The organism is Faecalibacter macacae (assembly GCF_003687725.1).
Taxonomy (GTDB): domain Bacteria; phylum Bacteroidota; class Bacteroidia; order Flavobacteriales; family Weeksellaceae; genus Empedobacter; species Empedobacter macacae.
On the sequence record NZ_RDOJ01000002.1, the window covers coordinates 48,714 to 68,540 of the forward strand.

The window sequence follows — 19,827 nt, forward strand, 5'->3', positions numbered from 1 at the left end:
TGATAAAGCTTTGTCTACATTTTTTAATAATAAAACATAGATTACAACTTTACTTGATAATACTTGGATAATTTGAAATACTTTTTGGAATTAAAATCCGATAATGATAATTTTATATTTTATATTTCAACAGGTCTTCTAAATCTCTAAAAACTAAAGCAAAAATGACAGCTTTCGCTTTAAAATCATTTTCTCTATTAGAAATATTGATATTATTTTCACTAAAACCAGAAGTTCCGTTTAATCCATTAGTAAAACCAATTTCTTGTTTATTAACAAAATTATCTTCTTTTATAAAATCTAAAAATTCATAATCTAATGTTTTATAAATATCATTTACTGAAATAAATTCATTATTCTTATTTATTCCATCTTTAGAAATTAAATAATTTGAACTAACAACTTCAAATTTAAAATCTTTATTATTCATGTATTTTAATTGAGAATTAAATACAATTACTGAATTTGATAAAACCCCTGAATTATCTATTGTTTGAAATGATTTTGCTACTTCATCTTTTTTTGCAGCTACTCCCATCTGTGCTCTAGTTTCAGTTTTCGGCACATTAAAATGTTGAATTGATACATTTTTTAAATTCAAATCAATTTGAAAATCATTTGATTTATTAGAATCAAAATTAAATGTTAAATTTTTGAATTTTTTATTTAAATAAATTATCAAATCTTTTTTAAAGGCTTTAGTTAATTTTAAGTCATCCGAACTTGATATATTTATTAAAACATTTGTTTTTTGATTAATAAATAATTCAGAATTTGAATCTTTTTGGATTTGCTTAAAATCTGATGCAAAAGCCACTTGAGAGAAGATAATTGTGGCAAATAATATTGATTTTTTCATAATAGTGAGTATTAAATTTATCTCAAGTTAAATATTTTTTTTTTAATTGAAAAAAATAAATTTGACAATTTTGTTAAATTTTATTCTACAAACTCAATAGAGTTTTCTCCTAACCACTCTATTCTTACTAAAGATTCAACCCTAATTCCTTTATCTAATAATCGATCTCTACCTTCCTGAAAAGACTTTTCTATAATAAATCCCATTCCTGACAAATTCGCTCCAGCTTGTTTCACCAAATCTTTGACACCTAAAGCTGCATTTCCGTTTGCTAAGAAATCATCAATAAAAATTACATTATCCCCTTCATTCAAATATTGATTACTCACACACACATCATATGTTTTATCTTTTGTAAAAGAATAAACTTGTGTTGTATAAAAACCTTCCATTGTTTTAGGCTTCGTTTTTTTTACAAAAACTACTGGTAATTCTAAAGCTAATCCTACTAAAATTGCAGGTGCAATTCCACTCGCTTCAATTGTAATAATTTTATTGATATTAAGATCTGAAAATCGTTTCACAAATTCATTTGCAATGTTTTTCATTAAAACAGGATCCATCTGATGATTAATAAAACTATCTACTTTTAAAATTCCACCATCGAAACTCTTTCCATCTTTTAATATTCTCTCTTTTAAAAGTTCCATTATTATATATTAGTTTTTAAAGTTTACAAAGAAAAAAGTCAGCATAAAAATGCTGACTTAATATACTAATTTTTATTTATTCCCACTCAATAGTTGCTGGTGGTTTTGAACTGATGTCGTAAGCTACACGGTTAATACCTTTAACTTCGTTGATAATTCGGTTAGAAACTAACTCTAAAAACTCGTAAGGTAATTTTGACCAAGTTGCAGTCATAAAATCGATTGTATTAGCTGAACGAACTACTGCTGTGTATTCGTACGTACGCTCATCTCCCATTACACCTACAGATTTTACTGGTAATAATACAACGAAAGCTTGAGAAACCTCGTCGTATAAATTATGAGCATATAACTCGTCAATAAAAATTTGATCTGCTTCTTGTAAGATTCTTACTTTTTCTTCGTCAACTTCTCCTAAAACACGGATTCCTAATCCTGGTCCTGGAAATGGGTGACGGTATACCAATTCGCGAGGAATACCTAATTCAACACCAACTTTACGAACCTCATCTTTAAATAACTCACGTAAAGGTTCTAATAATTGAAGTTTCATATCTTCTGGTAATCCACCAACATTGTGGTGAGATTTAATAGTAGCAGAAGGCCCTTTTACAGATTGAGACTCAATTACATCTGGGTAGATTGTTCCTTGTGCTAAGAAAGAAGCATCATCAAATTTCTTTGATTCTTCATCAAAAACAGCTACGAAATCGCGTCCAATTGCTTTACGTTTTGCTTCTGGCTCATCGATACCTTTTAAGCTTGTTAAGAAACGATCGGCAGCATCAACCATTTTGATGTTCATATTGAAGTGTTTTCCGTAATTTTCCATTACTTTCTTCCCTTCATCTTTTCTTAATAAACCAGTATCAACAAAAATACAAGTTAATTGATCTCCAATTGCACGGTGAATTAAAACTGCAGCTACAGAAGAATCTACACCACCAGAAAGTCCTAAGATTACTTTTTTGTCTCCTACAACTTTTTTGATACGTGTGATTTCTGTTTCGATAAAATCAGTTAAAACCCAATTTTTCTCTGCTTTACAAATATTGAAAACAAAGTTTTCTAACATTTTAGAACCAAATTCAGAGTGTGTAACTTCTGGGTGGAACTGAACTGCGAAAATATTTTTTTCTTCGTTTGCTAATGCAGCTATATCTATATTTGATTTTCCTGTAACTGTGAATCCAGCTGGCGCTTTTACAACTTCGTCGAAGTGGCTCATCCAAACTGTAGATACTTCTGGGACTTCGTTAAATAAACTATTTTGAGCTAAAACAGTTAATTCAGATTTTCCATACTCTCCTTTTTCACCTTTTTTAACTTCACCACCTAATAGATGAGAAATTAATTGCATCCCGTAACAGATTCCTAAAACTGGAATTCCTAATTCGAATAATTCTTTTTCTACCAAAGCAGCCTCGTCTCCAAAAACTGAAGAAGGTCCTCCTGATAAAATAATTCCTTTAGGGTCGTGTTTTTTGATTTCTTCTACCGAAGTGTGGTAAGGGATAATTTCTGTGTAAACTCCAAATTCTCGAATTCGGCGTGCAATCAATTGATTGTATTGCGAGCCAAAATCTAAAATAATAATTCCTTGCGTCATTGTGTTTGTCTTTGCGCAAAATTAAGTCTTTTATAGCTTTTATTAAAACTAAATTTCAATTAAAAACTTATAAAATTATTCGAATTCTGAAATTTAATATTTTAGAAAGTATTAGGTATAAAAAAAGCCTAAAAAAATTAGGCTTTACTATTTTATTTTTCTCCGATTGCTTCGGTTAAACCTGGCATACCTTGTATATTTCTCATTTGTCTTTCAATACTTCTTGCTCTTGTTGAAATGTAAGAAGAAGGTGGATTAACATTGTATTTTCTTGGATTTGGTAAAGCTGCTGCAATACGTGCTGCTTCATTTTTTGTCAAATCTTTCGCTGGTTTATTGAAATAATATTCTGAAGCTGCTTCTATTCCGAAAACTCCGATTCCCATTTCAGCTACATTTAAATAAACTTCTAAAATTCTTTCCTTACCCCATATTTTTTCGATCATAAAAGTAAAGTATACTTCTAATCCTTTTCTTACCCAAGAACGACCTTGCCATAAGAATACATTTTTAGCTACTTGTTGAGAAATTGTAGAACCTCCTCTTAATTTTTTACCATCTTGATTACTTTCAAATGCCTTTTGAATTCCATCCAAATCAAAACCGTTGTGAGTTGGAAATTTTTGGTCTTCAGAACCAATTACTGCTAATTTGATATTTGTACCCATATCAGCTCCCGAAATATAGTCTCTTGAAAACTTTTGTTGAGTAACAATCTCATTTATTTGTGTAATAGTAATTGGAGGATTAATCCATTTTAATGCAACGATATATAGTAAATGTCCTACAAAAAGGAATAAGATTAATTTTCTAAAAAACTTAAACATTCTATTGATTTCTAATTTGATTCAAATTTATATTAAAAAGTGAATAAATGAAATAAGAAAATTATTAAATAGAAAAACTTATTTAACACCAGTAAATTAGCTGTTATAAATATTTAATCTTAAAAATCAAAAAAAATATCACGTATATAATATTGATTAACAATTTTTTATGTTATATATTTACTAAACCAACCTAAATTATTTTTTGTATGATAAATATTCTACAATATTTTTTTCGTACTGATAAACTATTTAATTTTCATAAGTATAACTTAACAGTATTTATTGTTTTCTTACTTATGCTGGTTGGCTATGGGCAAAATTCTTCAGACTCCATAGACTCAATAAACTCGGTAACTGATACAATAAACAATTTAAAATTACCTAAAGTAACTATAAAAAATGGATCTAAAATTTACATTGTAAAAGGTACAGTTGTTAAAAATTTAGATGTTGACTCTAACACGAATAAACAAATAGTTTATGTTGAACCTAAGACTGACAAGGAAAAAATTAAAACTTTAAAAGAAGTCAATCAACCAATTTTAGTTAAAAATAAAAGTAAATCTTTACAGAAAAAAATAGAATCTGCTAAAGACAAACAATACACAACTGAAATAAAAAAGGTTTCAAAATTTCCTTTTTCAAATTCTAATTTTTATAGTGCTAAAAAACAAAATAGTATTATTACAAATAATACGTTAAACAATTCTTTTTCTATTTCTAAATCAATTGAATTTATTCAGAATATTGAAATTGAAACTCTATTTCGAAAATCTTATTACAATTACGTAAGAAGTAGTTATTCGATATCTATTTCAACATTAGAAATTAGGTCACCATCATTTTATATTTAATTAATATCTCTATAACTACCAACCAAATATTAATTAAATAAATAATAATCTATGAAAAATATTTTACAAAAGATTTTTCTTTTTTTTACTGTATTCCTTTTTAGTTGGGGATATGGGCAGAATAACATTTGTCCTAATTATTACAATAATAAACAAGTAAATATTACAAATTACACTAATATTACTTTTACAAATTCTTCTAATATTAGTAATCCCCAATTATTTATAAATGGAAATTCGAATGATTATGCAAATTTCACAGCTCCTGCAAGTCCCTTGGGAACAACTACTAATGCAACATACACAATAAACAATTTAAATATACCTTCAAATTCTAAATACAACATTAGAGTTTCTGAAACTAATAGAACAGCTTTAGATGAAACAAAGTATACTATTACTTTATTTAATGGTACTACTCAAAGAGAAACATATATATTTGATAATCCAGATCTTCAAAATAATATAGCTGTTTTATCATTTCATAGTGCTTATCCAATTACATCAATACGAATAAATGTTTCAGCATTTAATATAACTACAACTTTAGGAAACAGTGATATTAGGTTACATAATCTATTCATCAATGAAGCATGTACACAACAAATAATTGAGTCAAATTGTAATCAACCGATTTCTTTAACAAAAAATCATTATGATGTTTCTGTAAGTTCAACTAGCTCAATTGCTACAAATCTTAATAATATTATTGATGATGATAATACTAATTATGCATCTTGGGGAATTTTATTAGCTGGTAGCTCAACATTCGAAATTAAAGCTAACCAAACTTCTTTCCCTGCAGGTACTTACGTAGGATTTGTTTTAACTGATTACGCTGCAGCTTCTATTGGAACAAGCTATACAATAGAAACATATAATAGTAATAATATACTTGTGTCATCAGCAACTTTGGATGTACCTCTTCAAGCACTTTTAACTCAAAATAGGAACATCGGTATAGTTTCTAATGGAGAATTTAATCGAGTTTTAATTAAAATTAATGCATTAGGTGCAGCAACATTTAGTTTATATAATGCATATATAATTAAACCTTGTGCTACATCACCTGAACTAGAATGTAATATTAACACACCCATTACACAATCGAATTATGCTGCTGTAATAAATTATGCAGATGGACGTACTGGAACAAGTGGTTTAACATTGGGTAATATTACTAATTTAAATAATATTGTAAATGGTGATCATACAGATTTTGGTACTATGTCTTTAGGAGCATCTGTGGGTGCTTCAGCACAAGTATCTGTTAAAGATTTACAAAGAAATTATGAGGCTGGTTCTTTTGCTGGATTTGAGATTTCAAATAGTAATTTACTCAACGTAAATTTACTTAATGGAACAACAATAATTACCTATTTAGATGGAGTAATGCAAGAAGAATCTACGAGTGGATCTTTACTTGTAAACCTATCTATATTAGGAGGAACAGGTAGAGCTGAAGTTGGTTTTACAACTACAAAACCATTTGATGAAGTACAATATAAACAAACCAATCTTGTTGGAGTAGATATATTTGGATCTACTCAAATATATAATATGGTTGTTAGAAAATCATGCAATGGACCTGAACCTGCTTGTAATATAGAAACACCTATTACATCACCAACTTACCCTGCAACAATACAAGCTGTAAGAACAGGAACATCTGGAGCTCTTAATTTAAGTTCTGTAACAAATGCTGCAAATGTAGTAAACTCTGACACTAGTGATTTTGCTACTATGTCTATTACAGGATTACTTGCTTCAGCATCACTTTCTGTATCTACAGGTAATCAACAATTTGCCGGTGGTAATTTTGTTGGATTTGATGTTGCGAACACTAATTTACTAGATGTAGATCTATTAGGTGGTACTGTTATTAAAACATATATGAACGGTGTATTAGTAGAGCAATCTAATTCTAATACGCTATTATTAGATGTAAACATTTTAAGCGGAAGTCCTCGTGCTGTTGTTGGTTTTATTACAACTCTACCATTTAATGAAGTACAATATGAAATGAGTACTCTATTAAGTGCGAATCCATTTGGAGAAACTAGAATTTATAATATGATAATTAAAAAATTCTGTGAAGGTGACGAGTTACCATGTAATGTAAGTACATTAATAAGCAAAACATCTCAACCTATTACAATCAAAGATACTAATGTAACAGGGGTTAGTTTAGGTGGTATTAATAATGTAAATAATATATTAGACGGTGATGAAAACACTTATGCTGAAATTAATATTACTGCTAGCGTTTTAAGTACAGCTACAATTTCATTAGAAAAACTTCTTACGCCATATCCTGCAAATACTTATGTTTCATTTGATGTTGAAATAAATAATTTAGCTCAAATTTCAGTATTACCAAAATTCTCTATCGTTTTATTAAATAATGGAGTTGAAGTAGGTAGAACAAGCGGAGGGAATTTCTTATTAGGAGTTACTGTTGGAACATCAGTAAGAAAAACATTAGGATATTTAGCACCAGCTGCATTTAATGAAATTAAGTTTATTTACGAACAACCAATAGGTGTATCATTAGGTAATGTTAAACTTTTCGATTTAAAATTAATTAAGGCATGTCAAAATCCTATAGACTGTTCTGATAGTGATGTAATTAACACATTAGAAAGACCTGTAGTCATTAACGAATTTAGAACAGGACCTGAAGGAATTGGTTGTGTAGGATGTAGTGTTCAAAATGCAGAAAACCTTATCTCTCCAAACACAACTGATTATACAACTTTAAACATGGCAGTTGGAATTGGAGGATCTGCTGGAGTAAGTGTTTTAGATTTAACAAATATATATCCAAAAGGTACCTATGTTGGTTTTACAATTGAAGATGTACCTTATCTATTACAAGCAGACGTTTTTGAAGGATTTTTTGTAAGAACTTATTTAAATGGCGTTGAACAAGAAGTTGTTAATGATGCTGATATATTAGATCTATCAATAATTTTTTCAATAGGAACAGGAACTAAAAATTATGGTTTTAGAGCGAAAAGACCATTTAACGAAGTTAAATTTGAGGTATTCTCATTAGTAAGTACATTTAACACGATAAAAGTTTACAACTTAAGAATAGATGCTAGTTCTCCAACTGCAAATGATGGGAATATTAACTGTATTAATGGAGTTTGTGTTAAACCTGGAAGTACAGTAAATGGAGGTGATCCTACAAAAATTGGTATTTCAAATAGTGAAAATACTCGTTCAACTTGGCCAGATGATATTAAAAACGGATTTTTAGCATTAGACTCAAAAAGCAAAGGTATGATTATCTCAAGAGTTACAAATTCAAATTTAATCACTGAACCTAAATTAGGTATGCTTGTTTACGACATAAGCTCAAAATGTGTTAAATTATACAATGGAGTAAGTTGGAACTGTATTAAACAATCTTGTAACGACTAAAAAATTATTATGAAAAATTTTATTTATATCATATTCTTTATGAGTAGTTTTTCAAATGCTCAAATGGCTATTGGAAAACCAGAAGTATCAGGTTCAAGTACTTTACTAGACTTTGATGATAGCGCAACAAATACCAAAGGTATCTTATTACCAACTGTAACAGATGCTTCAACTGTTCCTACTAACAATGGAACTTTTATATATGACATCTTAACAAAACAGGTAAAAATGTATGAGAATGATGCTTGGATTAATTTAACTAGTGAAGGAAATACTAATTCTTTAATTATTAATTCAGCAGCAGAAAAACCAGGTAATACAGGAGTAATAATAGGCTCAGAAACCTCACCAGTTGAAGGTATTTTAGTATTAGAGTCAAGTAATAAAGCTATGATTCTTCCTAAAATAGCTGACCCACATCTAAATGTTAAAAGCCCATATCCTGGAATGATGTGCTATGACACTGTTAGTAATACATTAGCTGTTTTTGATGGTTCAAACTGGAATTATTGGAAATAAGGTAATAAATATTAAAAGCCACCCATTTGGGTGGCTTTTTAAATAATATAAACGTTTTTAATTTTGATTAAATTACACCGATATCAGTTCGGTAATATTCAAAATCAAAATTAATTTTCTTAATGTTTTCGTATGCAATTGCACGAGCATCTTCTAAAGAATCACCCAAACCAACCACATTAATTACGCGACCTCCAGAAGTTACAACTTGATCGTTTTCTAATTTCGCTCCTGCGATAAAATTAGGACAAGTTACTTTTTCTAACCCGCGAATTTCATAACCTTTTTCATAATTCCCTGGGTATCCACCAGAAACCATTACAACACAACAAGCATGCTGATTCTTGAACGTTAAGTCAAATTCTTCACCATTGATCGATTTTATTACAGCTTCGTACAAATCAGTTTCTAACAAAGGTAAAGTCGTTTGCGTTTCAGGATCACCCATACGTAAGTTATACTCTAATAAGTAAACTCCTTTTGTCGTAATCATTAAACCGAAGAAAATAACACCTGCAAATTCTAATCCTTCTTTGATTAAACCACATTTTGTTGGTTCCATAATTTGCTCTTCGAACATCTTAAAATGTTCGTCTGTAAATAATGGATTTGGAGCAATCACTCCCATTCCTCCAGTATTTAACCCAGTTTCACCTTCACCAATTTTCTTGTGATCTTTAGCTGAAATAAAAGGAACAATTTTTTTCCCGTTGAAAAATGATAAGATTGAAGCTTCAAATCCTTCTAAGAATTCTTCGATAACCACTTCGTTTCCTGCATCACCAAAAGTTTTATCTTCCATAATCTCGTCAATAGCTTGTTCAGCTTCTTCTAAATTTTGACAGATAATTACTCCTTTTCCTGCAGCTAAACCTGATGCTTTAACCACAATTGGGAAGTCTTGTGATTGTAAATATTCTTTTGCTAATTGTGATCCTTGAAAGTTTTTATAAGCAGCAGTTTTCACTCCATATTTAGCCATAAAATCTTTAGCAAATGCTTTAGAAGCTTCTAATTGCGCAGCTGCTTGATGCGGACCAAAAACAGCTAAATTTTCAGCTTTAAAAATATCTACAATTCCTTCTGCTAATTCAGCTTCTGGACCTACAAAAGTTAAATCGATTTGATTTTCTTTTGCAAAATTCTTCATTTCTTCGATTGATCCTAAAGAAACATTAGTTCCAACCTGAGCAGTTCCTGCATTTCCTGGTGCAAAAAAGATTTCTACTGATTGACCTTTTTGTTTAAAGTCTTCAGAAAACTTCCATCCTATTGCGTGTTCACGTCCACCGCTTCCGATAATTAAAATTTTAGTTACGGGTTGTGGGTTTTGAGATATGTTATTCATTGTTATTTTTCTAATTGTTTAAAATAATTCTGAAGCTTTTGATTCATTCTACAATAATCATTAATTAAAGATAGAATTCTATTCAATTGAACCTCAGAAATAAAATCTAATTCTTTCGCAATGATAAGTTGAGCTTCAATTTCGTATGCAGAACCATTTGAAATAGATAAGAATTGAACAAATTGTTGGTTTGAATTCCTAACTGCTCCTTCTGCTATATTAGAAACTAATGAAATAGAGGCTCTCTTAATTTGTGATGTTAATCCATATTTCTCGTTTTCTGGAAACTGAGTTGATATTTGATAAATTTCTTTTAGAATCTCAATTGCTAAATTCTAAATTTTAAGTTCTTTATATTTTATCGTCTCTCACAAATTAATGTTAATTTGAAGTTATGAATTAATTCTCAAAACTCATAACTCCAAACTCATAACTCTTAATTAATGCATAAAATGTCTCATTCCTGTAACAACCATCGGAATTCCGTGTTCGTTACAAGCTGTGATAGAATCCTCATCTTTGATAGATCCACCTGGCTGAATGATAGCTGTAATTCCGTTTTCTGCAGCAAAATCTACTACATCACGGAAAGGGAAAAATGCATCTGATGCTAAAACTAATTCATCTTGAACATTTTCTTTTGCTCTTTCAATTGCTTGTTGAGCCGCCCAAATACGATTTGTTTGTCCACCACCAATTCCGTAAGCTTGACCATTTGTAGCAACTACAATTGCATTAGATTTTACCCATTTAACAATTTTTTGAGCAAAAACTAAATCTGTCATTTGTTTTTCAGTTGGCTGAACTTCAGTTACAACTTTTAAATCTGTTGAAAATTGATTATCTGATGATTGAACAATCAAACCACCATCAACTTTAACATAAGTTACCTTATCTGAAACAGGATTGTTTACTTTAATTATTCGAACGTTTTTCTTTGCTTTAAAAATTTCTAAAGCTTCATCAGTAAATGCAGGAGCAATTACAATTTCTAAGAAAATTTTATTTAATTCTACTGCAGTTTTACCATCAACTTCTTTGTTAAAAGCAATGATTCCACCGAAGATAGACATTGGATCACATTCGTAAGCTTTTTGGTAAGCATCTACAACTGTTTCACCAATTGCAACACCACAAGGCGTTGAATGTTTAACCGCACAACATGTAGTTTCTTCAAATTCTGCTACAACTTTATAAGCTAAATCCATGTCACGAATATTATTGAAAGAAAGTTCTTTTCCTTGTAAATATTCGAAATCTTTCATTGCTCCATTTTTCGTTTTATCAACGTAGTAAGCAGCTTTTTGATGTGGATTTTCTCCGTAACGTAAATCCATTACTTTCTCATAAGAAGACTCTAAAAACTGAGGGAAATCTTCACCTAAAATGTACGATGAAATCGCAGCATCATAAGCAGCAGTTAAGTTGAAAACTTTACCAGCGCATAATTTACGAGTTTCTAAAGATGTAGATCCGTTCTCTATAATTTCGTCCATTACTTTTTGGTAATCATTTACGTCAGTAACAACTGTTACATCATAAAAATTCTTAGCAGAAGAACGTAACATTGATGGACCACCTATATCGATAAACTCAATCATTTCAGCTTCAGATAAACCAGTGTTCATCTTTTCGAAAAATGGATATAAGTTTACGATAACAATATCAATTGGATTAATTCCATGTTCAGCAATCGTAGCCATGTGCTTTTCGTCTGAACGACGCGCCATGATACCACCATGAATTGCTGGGTGTAAAGATTTTACACGACCATCTAAAATCTCTGGAAAACCTGTAGCATCTTTCACTTCAGTTACTTCAATTCCATTATCTTGAAGATGTTTGTAAGTTCCTCCAGTTGATAAAATTTTGTATCCTTGGTTAACCAAGAATGTTGCAAATTCTAATAAGTTTGACTTATCCGAAACACTGATTAGCGCTTGTTTTTGCATTTTGTATTTAGTTTTTAAAGTTTATTGTTTGTTTTATTTTGTCGGAAAATGAAAAAGCCCCAAAGACACGTGTCCTTGAGGCCATTATATTTTTAAGATTCGCTGATTTTCTTAATTGCTTCGATAAGAATTACTTTTTCTACTTCTGCAACCTTTCGTTGTAAATCTGCTACTTGATCTCCTTGTTCAATTTCGAATGTTCCTTGTGTGATAATTTCACCTTCGTCCACACCCGCAGTTACATAATGTACAGTCGCTCCCGAAACGGATTCATTCGCTTCTAAAACGGCTTTATGTACTTTCTTTCCATACATACCTTTTCCTCCAAATTTTGGTAAAAGTGATGGATGAATATTAATCATTTTAGATCCCCATTTAGCAGTAAATTCTGGAGATAAAATAGTTAAAAAACCAGCTAAAACAATTAAATCAATCTCTTCATCAATTAAGTTATGCTCTGCATCTTCTGAAAATGATTTACGATCTAATACATAAGTTCTAATATCCTTATCCAAAGACCTCTCAATAGCGTAACAATCACGGTCAGTCATCACCATAGAAATTTCTACGTTTTGCAAATAACCAGATTCTACCTCATCGATTATATTTTGAAGATTTGTTCCTCCACCAGAAACAAATATTGCTATTTTCATTGTTTGTGTTTGTGTGTAATTTGTGCTTTACAAAGATACGATTTTAGTTCGATGTACTATCAAAAAATAATACAGATTTAATCTAATTTAATAGTTAAATCATTAATTAAATTAACATCAAAATAAAAGAGCTATTCCGTTGTCGGAATAGCTCTTTTATATGGATAAATACAAATATTTAGTGAGTTGCTGTACCGTCTACTCCATGAGCGTGACCGTGAGCTAATTCTTCTTCTGTTGCTGGACGTACATTTAAAATTTCTACTTCGAATTCTAATGTTTTCCCTGCCATTGGTGCATTTAAATCAGCAATAACTGCTTCTTCAGTAACTTCAATTACAATTGCACGAAATTGATTTCCTGCATCATCGCTTAAAGGTAAAACTGCTCCAACAGGTGGTAAACCTGATTCTTTGAACATTTCTAAAGGTAATTGAGCAATAGCTTCTGGATTACGTTCTCCGTATCCTTCTTCTGGAGTAATTACAAAAGATTTTTTGTCACCAACAGTTAATCCGTTTAATTCAGTTTCAAATTTAGGAATCATCATTCCCGCTCCGAATAAAAATGTTAATGGCTCTTCTGCATTTGATTTCTCTACAAATACTTTCTCACCATTAGCTTCAATGGTATGTAATGAGTAGTTTACAGAAACTACTGAATTGTTTTCTATTGTCATAATTTAATATTTTAGGATGATATCCTTAGTTGCGAATCTCTTCACACTATTAATTTAACAACAATTATTCCTTTAACAAAATCAAGTAATTTTGTCAGTAAACATGACAATTCAAACCTAATAGTCTTAAGATTTTAAATTAAAAAACAACATATGCAGTAAAAACAAAAAGCATCGTTATTCGATGAATAACAATGCTTTTTTAATATCCTCATAACCTATTTCTCCATTTAAATAATCGTAAATAGGTTTTAAAACTTTATTTTCCTCAAACTCAATTTCAGAATAAGCTAATCGAACCATGTCAATAATTTTATCTGAAGGTTTATATTTTGAATAATCTAAATCTGGTTCTATTTCTTTAATCTTTCCAATATGATCGACAATAGCTGAAGAAGTTAAGCCACGTTTCTCTGAAATTTCTTCCAAAGAAAGCCCTTCTCTCACGTATTCTAAAGTAATTTCTACTGTCGATTTTTTTTTAACCTTATCTGAATTTTTATTCTTTTCTATATTTTTAGCAATTTGTTTTTTATCAAATGTTCCACCTGAATAACGAATAAAAGAAGCCCAAGAATCTTGCAATTCTTTTTCATCTAATTTTTCATCAATCATATTCGACAATTCTTGAAAACGACGATCAGCTTTCATAGCTAAAGAATCAATTTCTAAAGCAGTTTGATTTAGACCATGAAGTGTTAATGAATTTAAATCTCGTAAACGGGAAAGCGCAACATATCCTTGACCTTTTTCAAAAGCTTTAGATAAATCAATAAAAGCAGAATCTAAAGTCATTCCTTGTGATTTATGAATCGTAATTGCCCAAGCCAAACGCAAAGGAACTTGCGTAAATGACGCTAACGCTTTTCCGCCTTCGTCCTCAATTGCCCAAGTTTCTGGTTTTGCAATATAAAATTCGCCATCTAAAGATTTAATAATCGGTTCGTCTTTATCTGTATATCCTGTTACATTTCCTAAAGTTCCGTTTACAAAACCAACATCAAAATTATTACGAACAAACATTACTTTTGCTCCGATTTTAAGCTCTAAATTTTCTTCAGCTAAAACTGATTTTTTTAAAACCTCAACCAAAGCAGGATTTCCAGCAACTTTCGCTTCAAAGATTTTGGTTGTAGAATCTATATTATGTAATTGACCTTTATTAATTCGGTCAACATCCATATTATGTGTATATAAACGAGTTTGAGAATCAATTTCGTCAGGGAAATATTCTATTCTTGATTCTAATAAATTAACTGTTCTATCAGAAATCATACCTGAACGAATTTCATTCAGAATATCATTTAATTCATTATTTGTTTGACGATATTGCTCTGTTAAATAACAAATATGAACTTTGGATTGCACCCAAGCATCTGACATGAAACAAAACTTATCGCGTGACTCTTCCCACTCTTCACCAATTGGAGGCAACTGGAAAAAATCTCCAGAAAAAATTACTTGAACTCCACCAAAAGGCTCATCATTTTGTTTAAAAAATTTCAAAACATAATCTACTGCATCCAATTGATTTCGGTGCAACATAGAGATTTCATCAATAATCAAGACTTTTACTTTGTCCATCTTATCACGAAAATATTTTTTATCACGAAGTGAAGCTAAATATCGATCTGAAACATAATCTTTAATACCAATTCCAGCCCAAGAATGTATAGTTTGCCCATTCATGTGCGTTGCAGCAATCCCTGTAGAAGCTGTTGTAGCAACTGCGATTCCGTGTTGTTTTAAATAATTAATATATTGATTTAATACGTAGGTTTTTCCGGCACCAGCAGAACCTGTTAAAAAGACATTTCGACCAGATTTTAAAATTGCTAAAGCCTTTGATTGTTGCATAATTTATTGCGTGAATTAATTGAATTGATAATAAAATGTAAAGATACAAATAATAAAAATGAATCTTAAATTTGCTTAAATTTGAAAAAAGGATTGCATCATGATTTTTATCGGAGGAGTTTCAGAAAGAGGAAAAACAGTGGAAGAAGGACTCTTTCACTGTCCAATTTGCCAACAACAAAGGCAATTTATTCATCGGCAGTTTCGTAATTATATTTCACTTTTCTTTATTCCAATCATTCCAATTAATAAAACAGGAGAAAGTGTTACGTGTAAATATTGTAAAACAAATATGCCAATATCAGTATTAGATCAAAACAAAAAAGCCGGATAAGAATTAACTTATCCGACTTTCTTAAACTATTTAATCTACTATTTCAATATAATTTTGTCAGAACCTTCTTGAATTTCTCCAATTACGGCACTTCCGTCAATAATATTCACTACTTTTTCAGCATCAGCTTGGTCAACGATAACAACCATACCAACACCCATATTAAATGTTCCAAACATTTCGTCCTCTGCAATATTTCCGCGTTTTGCTAATTCTTGCATAACAGTTGGTACATTAATTTTTGATTTCTCAATCACAGCACATAAACCATCGTTAATGATACGTGGTACATTTTCGTATAATCCACCTCCTGTAATATGAGCAATTCCTGACATTTCGATACCTGCATCTTTAATTGCAAAGATGTCGTTTTGATATAATCTTGTCGGAACTAATAATGTTTCGAATAATGGTTTTCCTTCAAAATCTTCGTTGAAATCTGGGAAGATTTTACGAATTAAAGAAAATCCATTTGAGTGGAATCCACTTGCAGGTAAAGCAATAATTGCTTGTCCAGCTTTGATTTTAGAACCGTCGATAATTTCATCACGTTCTACCACTCCAACACAAAAACCTGCAACATCATAGTCACCTACTTTGTACATTCCTGGCATTTCAGCAGTTTCACCACCGATTAAAGCCGTTCCTGTTTCTTTACAAGCTTTCGCAATTCCTGAAACAATTTCTGCAGCAACATCAGAATCTAATTTTCCACAAGCTAAATAATCTAAGAAAAATAAAGGTTTTGCACCGTGACATAAAATATCGTTAGCACACATTGCAAAACAGTCGATTCCTACTGTATCATAAACTTTAGAGTCTAATGCAACTCTTAATTTTGTTCCAACACCATCTGTTCCTGAAACTAAAACTGGATTTTTGTAACCACCTAATTGGTAGAAAGCTCCAAAACTTCCGATTCCGTTTAAAACATTTTCATTGTGCGTTTCTGCAACAGCTTGTTTAATTTTTGATACTGTTTGGTAACCTTCTTCTTTGTCTACCCCAGCTTGTTTATATGTATTGCTCATTGTAATTATGATTTAAGAATGATTAATTATGAATTTAATTTACGCTTAGATGTTAAAATAATACTTTTTAATATTTTCAAAATTTCCTCGCAATTCGAATGTAATTTTTCAAATACTTCTTTATTAATTAAATCTGTTTCATTCAACAATTCTAACCAATAAAGTGTTTCATCACATTCTTTTTGAGCTATAGATAATTTATGAATAAAATCTTTCGTGCTTTCAGCATTTTGAGATTCTCTTACTAAAGCTCCTATTGCAGTTCCACTTCGTAAAACTTGTTTGCTTAAAATAAATTCATTCTTACTTTGTAAATCTTTTGATAATTGAACAATTTTTACCGCAAAATCAAAAGTTTTCTCTTTTAAAACATTCGCCATAATTCATCATTCAAAATTTATCATTAAGCCTAACAACAAGAAGTTGATTCTTCTTGAGTTTGATTGCTAAAATTTACTGGATATTTCTCTGTAAAACATCCAAAACAGTGATTTCTACTTCCTAATAAATCTGCTAAATTATCTACTGATAAGAAATCTAACGAATCTACATCTAAATATTCTTCTACTTCTTTAATTGTTTTGTTACCCGAAATTAAATCTGCTTTAGTAGGCATATCAATTCCTAAATAACAAGGTGCAATAATTGGTGGTGAAGCTGAACGGAAATGAATTTCTTTTGCTCCTGCTTCTTTTAAAATCTTAATTAATAATTTAGAAGTAGTACCACGTACAATTGAATCATCTAAAACAACTAATCGTTTTCCTTTGATACGATTTGCAATTGGATTCAATTTTAAGTTCACGATACGTTCACGCATTTCCTGTGAAGGAACGATGAAAGAACGCGACATGTATCTGTTTTTAACTAATATCGGTTCGTAAGGGATTCCTGATGCTTCTGCATAACCAATTGCAGACGGAATACCAGAATCTGGTACACCAATTACTAAATCGGCTTCAACTGGAGATTGTTCATATAATTTTCGGCCAGATTCGACACGTAAATCATAAATTTCATTTCCTTCAATGTTCGAGTCAGGACGAGCAAAATAAATGTACTCAAATGCACAAATATTCTTTTGAGATGGTTGATTTAATGAATAAGATTTTAAACCATCTTGATTTACAACAACGATTTCTCCTGGTTCTACATCTCGGATAAATTCTGCTCCAACAGCATCTAAAGCACATGTTTCAGAACTAAAAACATACGCATCACCTAATTTCCCTAAACATAACGGACGAATACCGTTAGGATCACGGAAAGCAGCCATTTGATTATTCGCTAAAATTAATACCGAATAAGCTCCTTTTATTTTCTCCGTTCCTTTTTGGATAGCCTCTTGGATATCTAAATGAGAAAATTTTTGAATCGAACGTAAAAGAACTTCTGTATCAGATGTTGCTAAAAAAGGTAAACCTTCTGCTTCTAATTCTTTACGTAATCCATCAACCTCAATTAAATTACCGTTATGCGCAATAGAAAAGTGTGGTTTCCCGTAGATATTATACGTGTATAATGGCTGAATATTACGACGACTTCCATCTCCTGCAGTTGTATATCGCGTATGTCCGATAGCTGCATTTCCTTGATAATCTTCGATTTGATCTTCCATTGTTTTAAATACATCTAAAACAAGACCTGCTTTCTTAACTGTTTTGATGTTACCATCTTTCAAGAAAGAAACTCCACAAGCCTCTTGTCCTCGGTGTTGCAATGCAAATAAACCGAATTGTGTTATAGAATATGTATTAATATTGGTTGGCGAATAAATTCCGAATACACCGCATTCTTCATTCACCGAATCAACTGAATCAGCAGCGTATTTTTTTAGAATATTACGTTCGTAAAACTCAGTTAAATACTGTGCTTTTAATTGACTTTTATATGATTTTTTAGTAATCATTTCAGATTATAAAAAAGATTATTTTAAAACTTCAGAAAGACGGTTGTACACTTCGTGATAAGCCTCAGATACATCACCTAAGTCACGACGGAAACGGTCCTTGTCTAATTTTTTTCCAGTTTCTACATCCCATAAACGACATGTATCTGGTGAAATCTCGTCAGCTAAAATGATGTTTCCATCCAAATCTTTACCAAACTCGATTTTAAAATCTGCTAAGATTAATCCTGCTTTTAAGAATAATTCTTTTAATGCTTCATTGATATCATCAGTGATTGCATATAATTCTTTTAACTCATCGTAAGTAGCAGCACCTAATAAAACAGCGTGGTGATCATTGATTAATGGATCTCCTAATTCGTCTTTTTTGTAGCAAATATCAAAGATTGTTACAGGAGATTTCCCTCCTTCTTCTAATCCTAAACGTTGAGCCATTGATCCTGCAACGTAATTACGAACAACCATTTCGATTGGAATAATTGTTACTTTTTTTACTAATTGCTCACGATCATTTAATTGCTCGATGAAGTGAGTTGGAATCCCTTTTTCGATTAAGTAGTTAAAAATTAAAGTTGAAATTTTGTTGTTCATTTCTCCTTTATCTTCAACTGTTCCACGTTTTTGAGCGTTAAATGCTGTCGCATCGTCTTTGTAGTATACGATTACTTTATCAGCTTCTTCTGTAGCGTAAACTTGTTTAGCTTTCCCCTCGTAAATGAATTCTTGTTTTGTTAAGCTCATCGTTGTTGTTCTTGTTGTTGTTTTTTTTTTGTTTTGTTTGAAATGAAAAGTCCACTTCGTGTTTGTAATGTGTTTGACTAAAAACGTGTTCAGGGTTTTTAATCGGTTGTGTATTTTAAAATCAATTGTTTGTTCAGGACAACTGATTTAATGTTTTAGATTAAAAACTTGTTCAAGGTTAATAATCAGATAATTTCAATTGGTTCAAGATTGAAATCGATTCGCTCTGACAAGTCTGAGCAGTATATGTTTGTTGTTTGTTTTTTTAGTAGTGAGATATTAGATGTTAGTACTTAGACTAAAATGTCAAGCTGAATTTATTTCAGCTTCTCATCATCTCTTTACTTTTAAGATGAGATCCTGAAACGAGTTCAGGATGACTCAACCTTTTTATTTCAATTGTCAATCGTCAGTTCGAGTGATTAAAATACTTGTAAAAGTTTTTTTATTATATCGAGAACTTAGACAATTCTAAATCTCTTCTAACTTCTCGATACGATTTTCTTTTTCTTACGAAACGAAAATCACTCGAAGTGACGAAATTTTAATTAGAAAATTCTTCGACAAGCTCAG

Annotated in this window: 18 protein-coding genes; 4 read left to right on the forward strand and 14 right to left on the reverse strand. The window is 30.7% G+C overall.

Annotated features, from left to right (window positions below; all coding sequences use genetic code 11):
• Positions 1 to 112: 112 nt before the first annotated feature.
• The 4 genes from EAH69_RS01525 to mtgA all read right to left on the reverse strand — a co-directional run bounded on the left by EAH69_RS01525 (position 113) and on the right by mtgA (position 3,945).
• A complete protein-coding gene (locus tag EAH69_RS01525) occupies positions 113 to 859 on the reverse strand; it encodes a hypothetical protein (RefSeq protein WP_121933440.1) in 747 nt (248 codons plus the stop codon).
• A gap of 80 nt (positions 860 to 939) precedes the next feature.
• Positions 940 to 1,509: a xanthine phosphoribosyltransferase gene (gene xpt / locus EAH69_RS01530; RefSeq protein WP_121933441.1), complete on the reverse strand. Its 570-nt coding sequence runs from the start codon at positions 1,507 to 1,509 to the stop codon at positions 940 to 942.
• A gap of 76 nt (positions 1,510 to 1,585) precedes the next feature.
• Entirely contained in the window at positions 1,586 to 3,118 is a 1,533-nt protein-coding gene (gene guaA, locus EAH69_RS01535) for a glutamine-hydrolyzing GMP synthase (RefSeq protein WP_121933442.1), read from the reverse strand.
• A 152-nt stretch (positions 3,119 to 3,270) separates the two neighbouring features.
• A complete protein-coding gene (mtgA, locus tag EAH69_RS01540) occupies positions 3,271 to 3,945 on the reverse strand; it encodes a monofunctional biosynthetic peptidoglycan transglycosylase (RefSeq protein ID WP_121933443.1) in 675 nt (224 codons plus the stop codon).
• A 299-nt stretch (positions 3,946 to 4,244) separates the two neighbouring features.
• Here mtgA and EAH69_RS01545 point away from each other — a divergent pair, with 299 nt between their 5' ends.
• Genes EAH69_RS01545 through EAH69_RS01555 form a run of 3 tightly spaced genes read left to right on the forward strand, consistent with a single transcriptional unit; the run spans position 4,245 to position 8,750 of the window.
• Entirely contained in the window at positions 4,245 to 4,802 is a 558-nt protein-coding gene (locus EAH69_RS01545; RefSeq protein WP_147439064.1) for a hypothetical protein, read from the forward strand.
• A 51-nt stretch (positions 4,803 to 4,853) separates the two neighbouring features.
• Positions 4,854 to 8,231 (forward strand): hypothetical protein, encoded by a 3,378-nt coding sequence (locus tag EAH69_RS01550; protein WP_121933445.1) that lies wholly within the window; start codon positions 4,854 to 4,856, stop codon positions 8,229 to 8,231.
• A gap of 39 nt (positions 8,232 to 8,270) precedes the next feature.
• On the forward strand, positions 8,271 to 8,750 hold the full coding sequence (locus EAH69_RS01555; protein WP_230466659.1) for a hypothetical protein: 480 nt from the start codon (positions 8,271 to 8,273) through the stop codon (positions 8,748 to 8,750).
• Positions 8,751 to 8,817: 67 nt separating this feature from the next.
• On the opposite strand, the gene purD is transcribed toward EAH69_RS01555, so the two are convergent.
• From purD to EAH69_RS01585, 6 genes are all read right to left on the reverse strand, one after another.
• On the reverse strand, positions 8,818 to 10,098 hold the full coding sequence (gene purD, locus EAH69_RS01560; RefSeq protein ID WP_121933447.1) for a phosphoribosylamine--glycine ligase: 1,281 nt from the start codon (positions 10,096 to 10,098) through the stop codon (positions 8,818 to 8,820).
• Between the two features lie 2 nt (positions 10,099 to 10,100).
• A complete protein-coding gene (locus tag EAH69_RS01565; RefSeq protein ID WP_317124728.1) occupies positions 10,101 to 10,424 on the reverse strand; it encodes a four helix bundle protein in 324 nt (107 codons plus the stop codon).
• Positions 10,425 to 10,538: 114 nt separating this feature from the next.
• On the reverse strand, positions 10,539 to 12,050 hold the full coding sequence (gene purH / locus EAH69_RS01570) for a bifunctional phosphoribosylaminoimidazolecarboxamide formyltransferase/IMP cyclohydrolase (protein WP_121933448.1): 1,512 nt from the start codon (positions 12,048 to 12,050) through the stop codon (positions 10,539 to 10,541).
• A 92-nt stretch (positions 12,051 to 12,142) separates the two neighbouring features.
• On the reverse strand, positions 12,143 to 12,703 hold the full coding sequence (gene purN, locus EAH69_RS01575; protein WP_121933449.1) for a phosphoribosylglycinamide formyltransferase: 561 nt from the start codon (positions 12,701 to 12,703) through the stop codon (positions 12,143 to 12,145).
• A gap of 178 nt (positions 12,704 to 12,881) precedes the next feature.
• Positions 12,882 to 13,382 (reverse strand): FKBP-type peptidyl-prolyl cis-trans isomerase, encoded by a 501-nt coding sequence (locus EAH69_RS01580; RefSeq protein WP_121933450.1) that lies wholly within the window; start codon positions 13,380 to 13,382, stop codon positions 12,882 to 12,884.
• A gap of 177 nt (positions 13,383 to 13,559) precedes the next feature.
• Complete coding sequence (locus EAH69_RS01585) at positions 13,560 to 15,239, reverse strand: AAA family ATPase (protein WP_121933451.1); 1,680 nt, start codon at positions 15,237 to 15,239, stop codon at positions 13,560 to 13,562.
• A 100-nt stretch (positions 15,240 to 15,339) separates the two neighbouring features.
• Between EAH69_RS01585 and EAH69_RS01590 the strand changes: the two genes are divergently transcribed.
• Positions 15,340 to 15,573 (forward strand): zinc-ribbon domain-containing protein, encoded by a 234-nt coding sequence (locus EAH69_RS01590; protein WP_121933452.1) that lies wholly within the window; start codon positions 15,340 to 15,342, stop codon positions 15,571 to 15,573.
• Between the two features lie 38 nt (positions 15,574 to 15,611).
• Here EAH69_RS01590 and purM read toward each other — a convergent pair whose 3' ends face one another.
• From purM to purC, 4 genes are read right to left on the reverse strand one after another with little or no spacing between them, the layout of a single operon-like run.
• On the reverse strand, positions 15,612 to 16,604 hold the full coding sequence (purM, locus tag EAH69_RS01595; protein ID WP_121933453.1) for a phosphoribosylformylglycinamidine cyclo-ligase: 993 nt from the start codon (positions 16,602 to 16,604) through the stop codon (positions 15,612 to 15,614).
• 26 nt (positions 16,605 to 16,630) lie between these two features.
• Entirely contained in the window at positions 16,631 to 16,984 is a 354-nt protein-coding gene (locus tag EAH69_RS01600) for a four helix bundle protein (RefSeq protein WP_121933454.1), read from the reverse strand.
• Between the two features lie 29 nt (positions 16,985 to 17,013).
• On the reverse strand, positions 17,014 to 18,513 hold the full coding sequence (gene purF / locus EAH69_RS01605; RefSeq protein ID WP_121933455.1) for an amidophosphoribosyltransferase: 1,500 nt from the start codon (positions 18,511 to 18,513) through the stop codon (positions 17,014 to 17,016).
• Positions 18,514 to 18,531: 18 nt separating this feature from the next.
• Positions 18,532 to 19,254 carry a phosphoribosylaminoimidazolesuccinocarboxamide synthase gene (gene purC, locus EAH69_RS01610; RefSeq protein WP_121933456.1) on the reverse strand — a complete coding sequence of 241 codons (723 nt, stop codon included), beginning with the start codon at positions 19,252 to 19,254 and terminating at the stop codon, positions 18,532 to 18,534.
• Positions 19,255 to 19,827: the final 573 nt, after the last annotated feature.

What these genes read in the sequence shown, in the direction of transcription:
- EAH69_RS01525 (WP_121933440.1), bottom strand. Translation starts at nt 859, where the DNA reads ATGAAAAAATCAATATTATTTGCCACAATTATCTTCTCTCAAGTGGCT.
- xpt (WP_121933441.1), bottom strand. Translation starts at nt 1,509, where the DNA reads ATGGAACTTTTAAAAGAGAGAATATTAAAAGATGGAAAGAGTTTCGAT.
- guaA (WP_121933442.1), bottom strand. Translation starts at nt 3,118, where the DNA reads ATGACGCAAGGAATTATTATTTTAGATTTTGGCTCGCAATACAATCAA.
- mtgA (WP_121933443.1), bottom strand. Translation starts at nt 3,945, where the DNA reads ATGTTTAAGTTTTTTAGAAAATTAATCTTATTCCTTTTTGTAGGACAT.
- EAH69_RS01545 (WP_147439064.1), top strand. Translation starts at nt 4,245, where the DNA reads ATGCTGGTTGGCTATGGGCAAAATTCTTCAGACTCCATAGACTCAATA.
- EAH69_RS01550 (WP_121933445.1), top strand. Translation starts at nt 4,854, where the DNA reads ATGAAAAATATTTTACAAAAGATTTTTCTTTTTTTTACTGTATTCCTT.
- EAH69_RS01555 (WP_230466659.1), top strand. Translation starts at nt 8,271, where the DNA reads ATGAGTAGTTTTTCAAATGCTCAAATGGCTATTGGAAAACCAGAAGTA.
- purD (WP_121933447.1), bottom strand. Translation starts at nt 10,098, where the DNA reads ATGAATAACATATCTCAAAACCCACAACCCGTAACTAAAATTTTAATT.
- purH (WP_121933448.1), bottom strand. Translation starts at nt 12,050, where the DNA reads ATGCAAAAACAAGCGCTAATCAGTGTTTCGGATAAGTCAAACTTATTA.
- purN (WP_121933449.1), bottom strand. Translation starts at nt 12,703, where the DNA reads ATGAAAATAGCAATATTTGTTTCTGGTGGAGGAACAAATCTTCAAAAT.
- EAH69_RS01580 (WP_121933450.1), bottom strand. Translation starts at nt 13,382, where the DNA reads ATGACAATAGAAAACAATTCAGTAGTTTCTGTAAACTACTCATTACAT.
- EAH69_RS01585 (WP_121933451.1), bottom strand. Translation starts at nt 15,239, where the DNA reads ATGCAACAATCAAAGGCTTTAGCAATTTTAAAATCTGGTCGAAATGTC.
- EAH69_RS01590 (WP_121933452.1), top strand. Translation starts at nt 15,340, where the DNA reads ATGATTTTTATCGGAGGAGTTTCAGAAAGAGGAAAAACAGTGGAAGAA.
- purM (WP_121933453.1), bottom strand. Translation starts at nt 16,604, where the DNA reads ATGAGCAATACATATAAACAAGCTGGGGTAGACAAAGAAGAAGGTTAC.
- EAH69_RS01600 (WP_121933454.1), bottom strand. Translation starts at nt 16,984, where the DNA reads ATGGCGAATGTTTTAAAAGAGAAAACTTTTGATTTTGCGGTAAAAATT.
- purF (WP_121933455.1), bottom strand. Translation starts at nt 18,513, where the DNA reads ATGATTACTAAAAAATCATATAAAAGTCAATTAAAAGCACAGTATTTA.
- purC (WP_121933456.1), bottom strand. Translation starts at nt 19,254, where the DNA reads ATGAGCTTAACAAAACAAGAATTCATTTACGAGGGGAAAGCTAAACAA.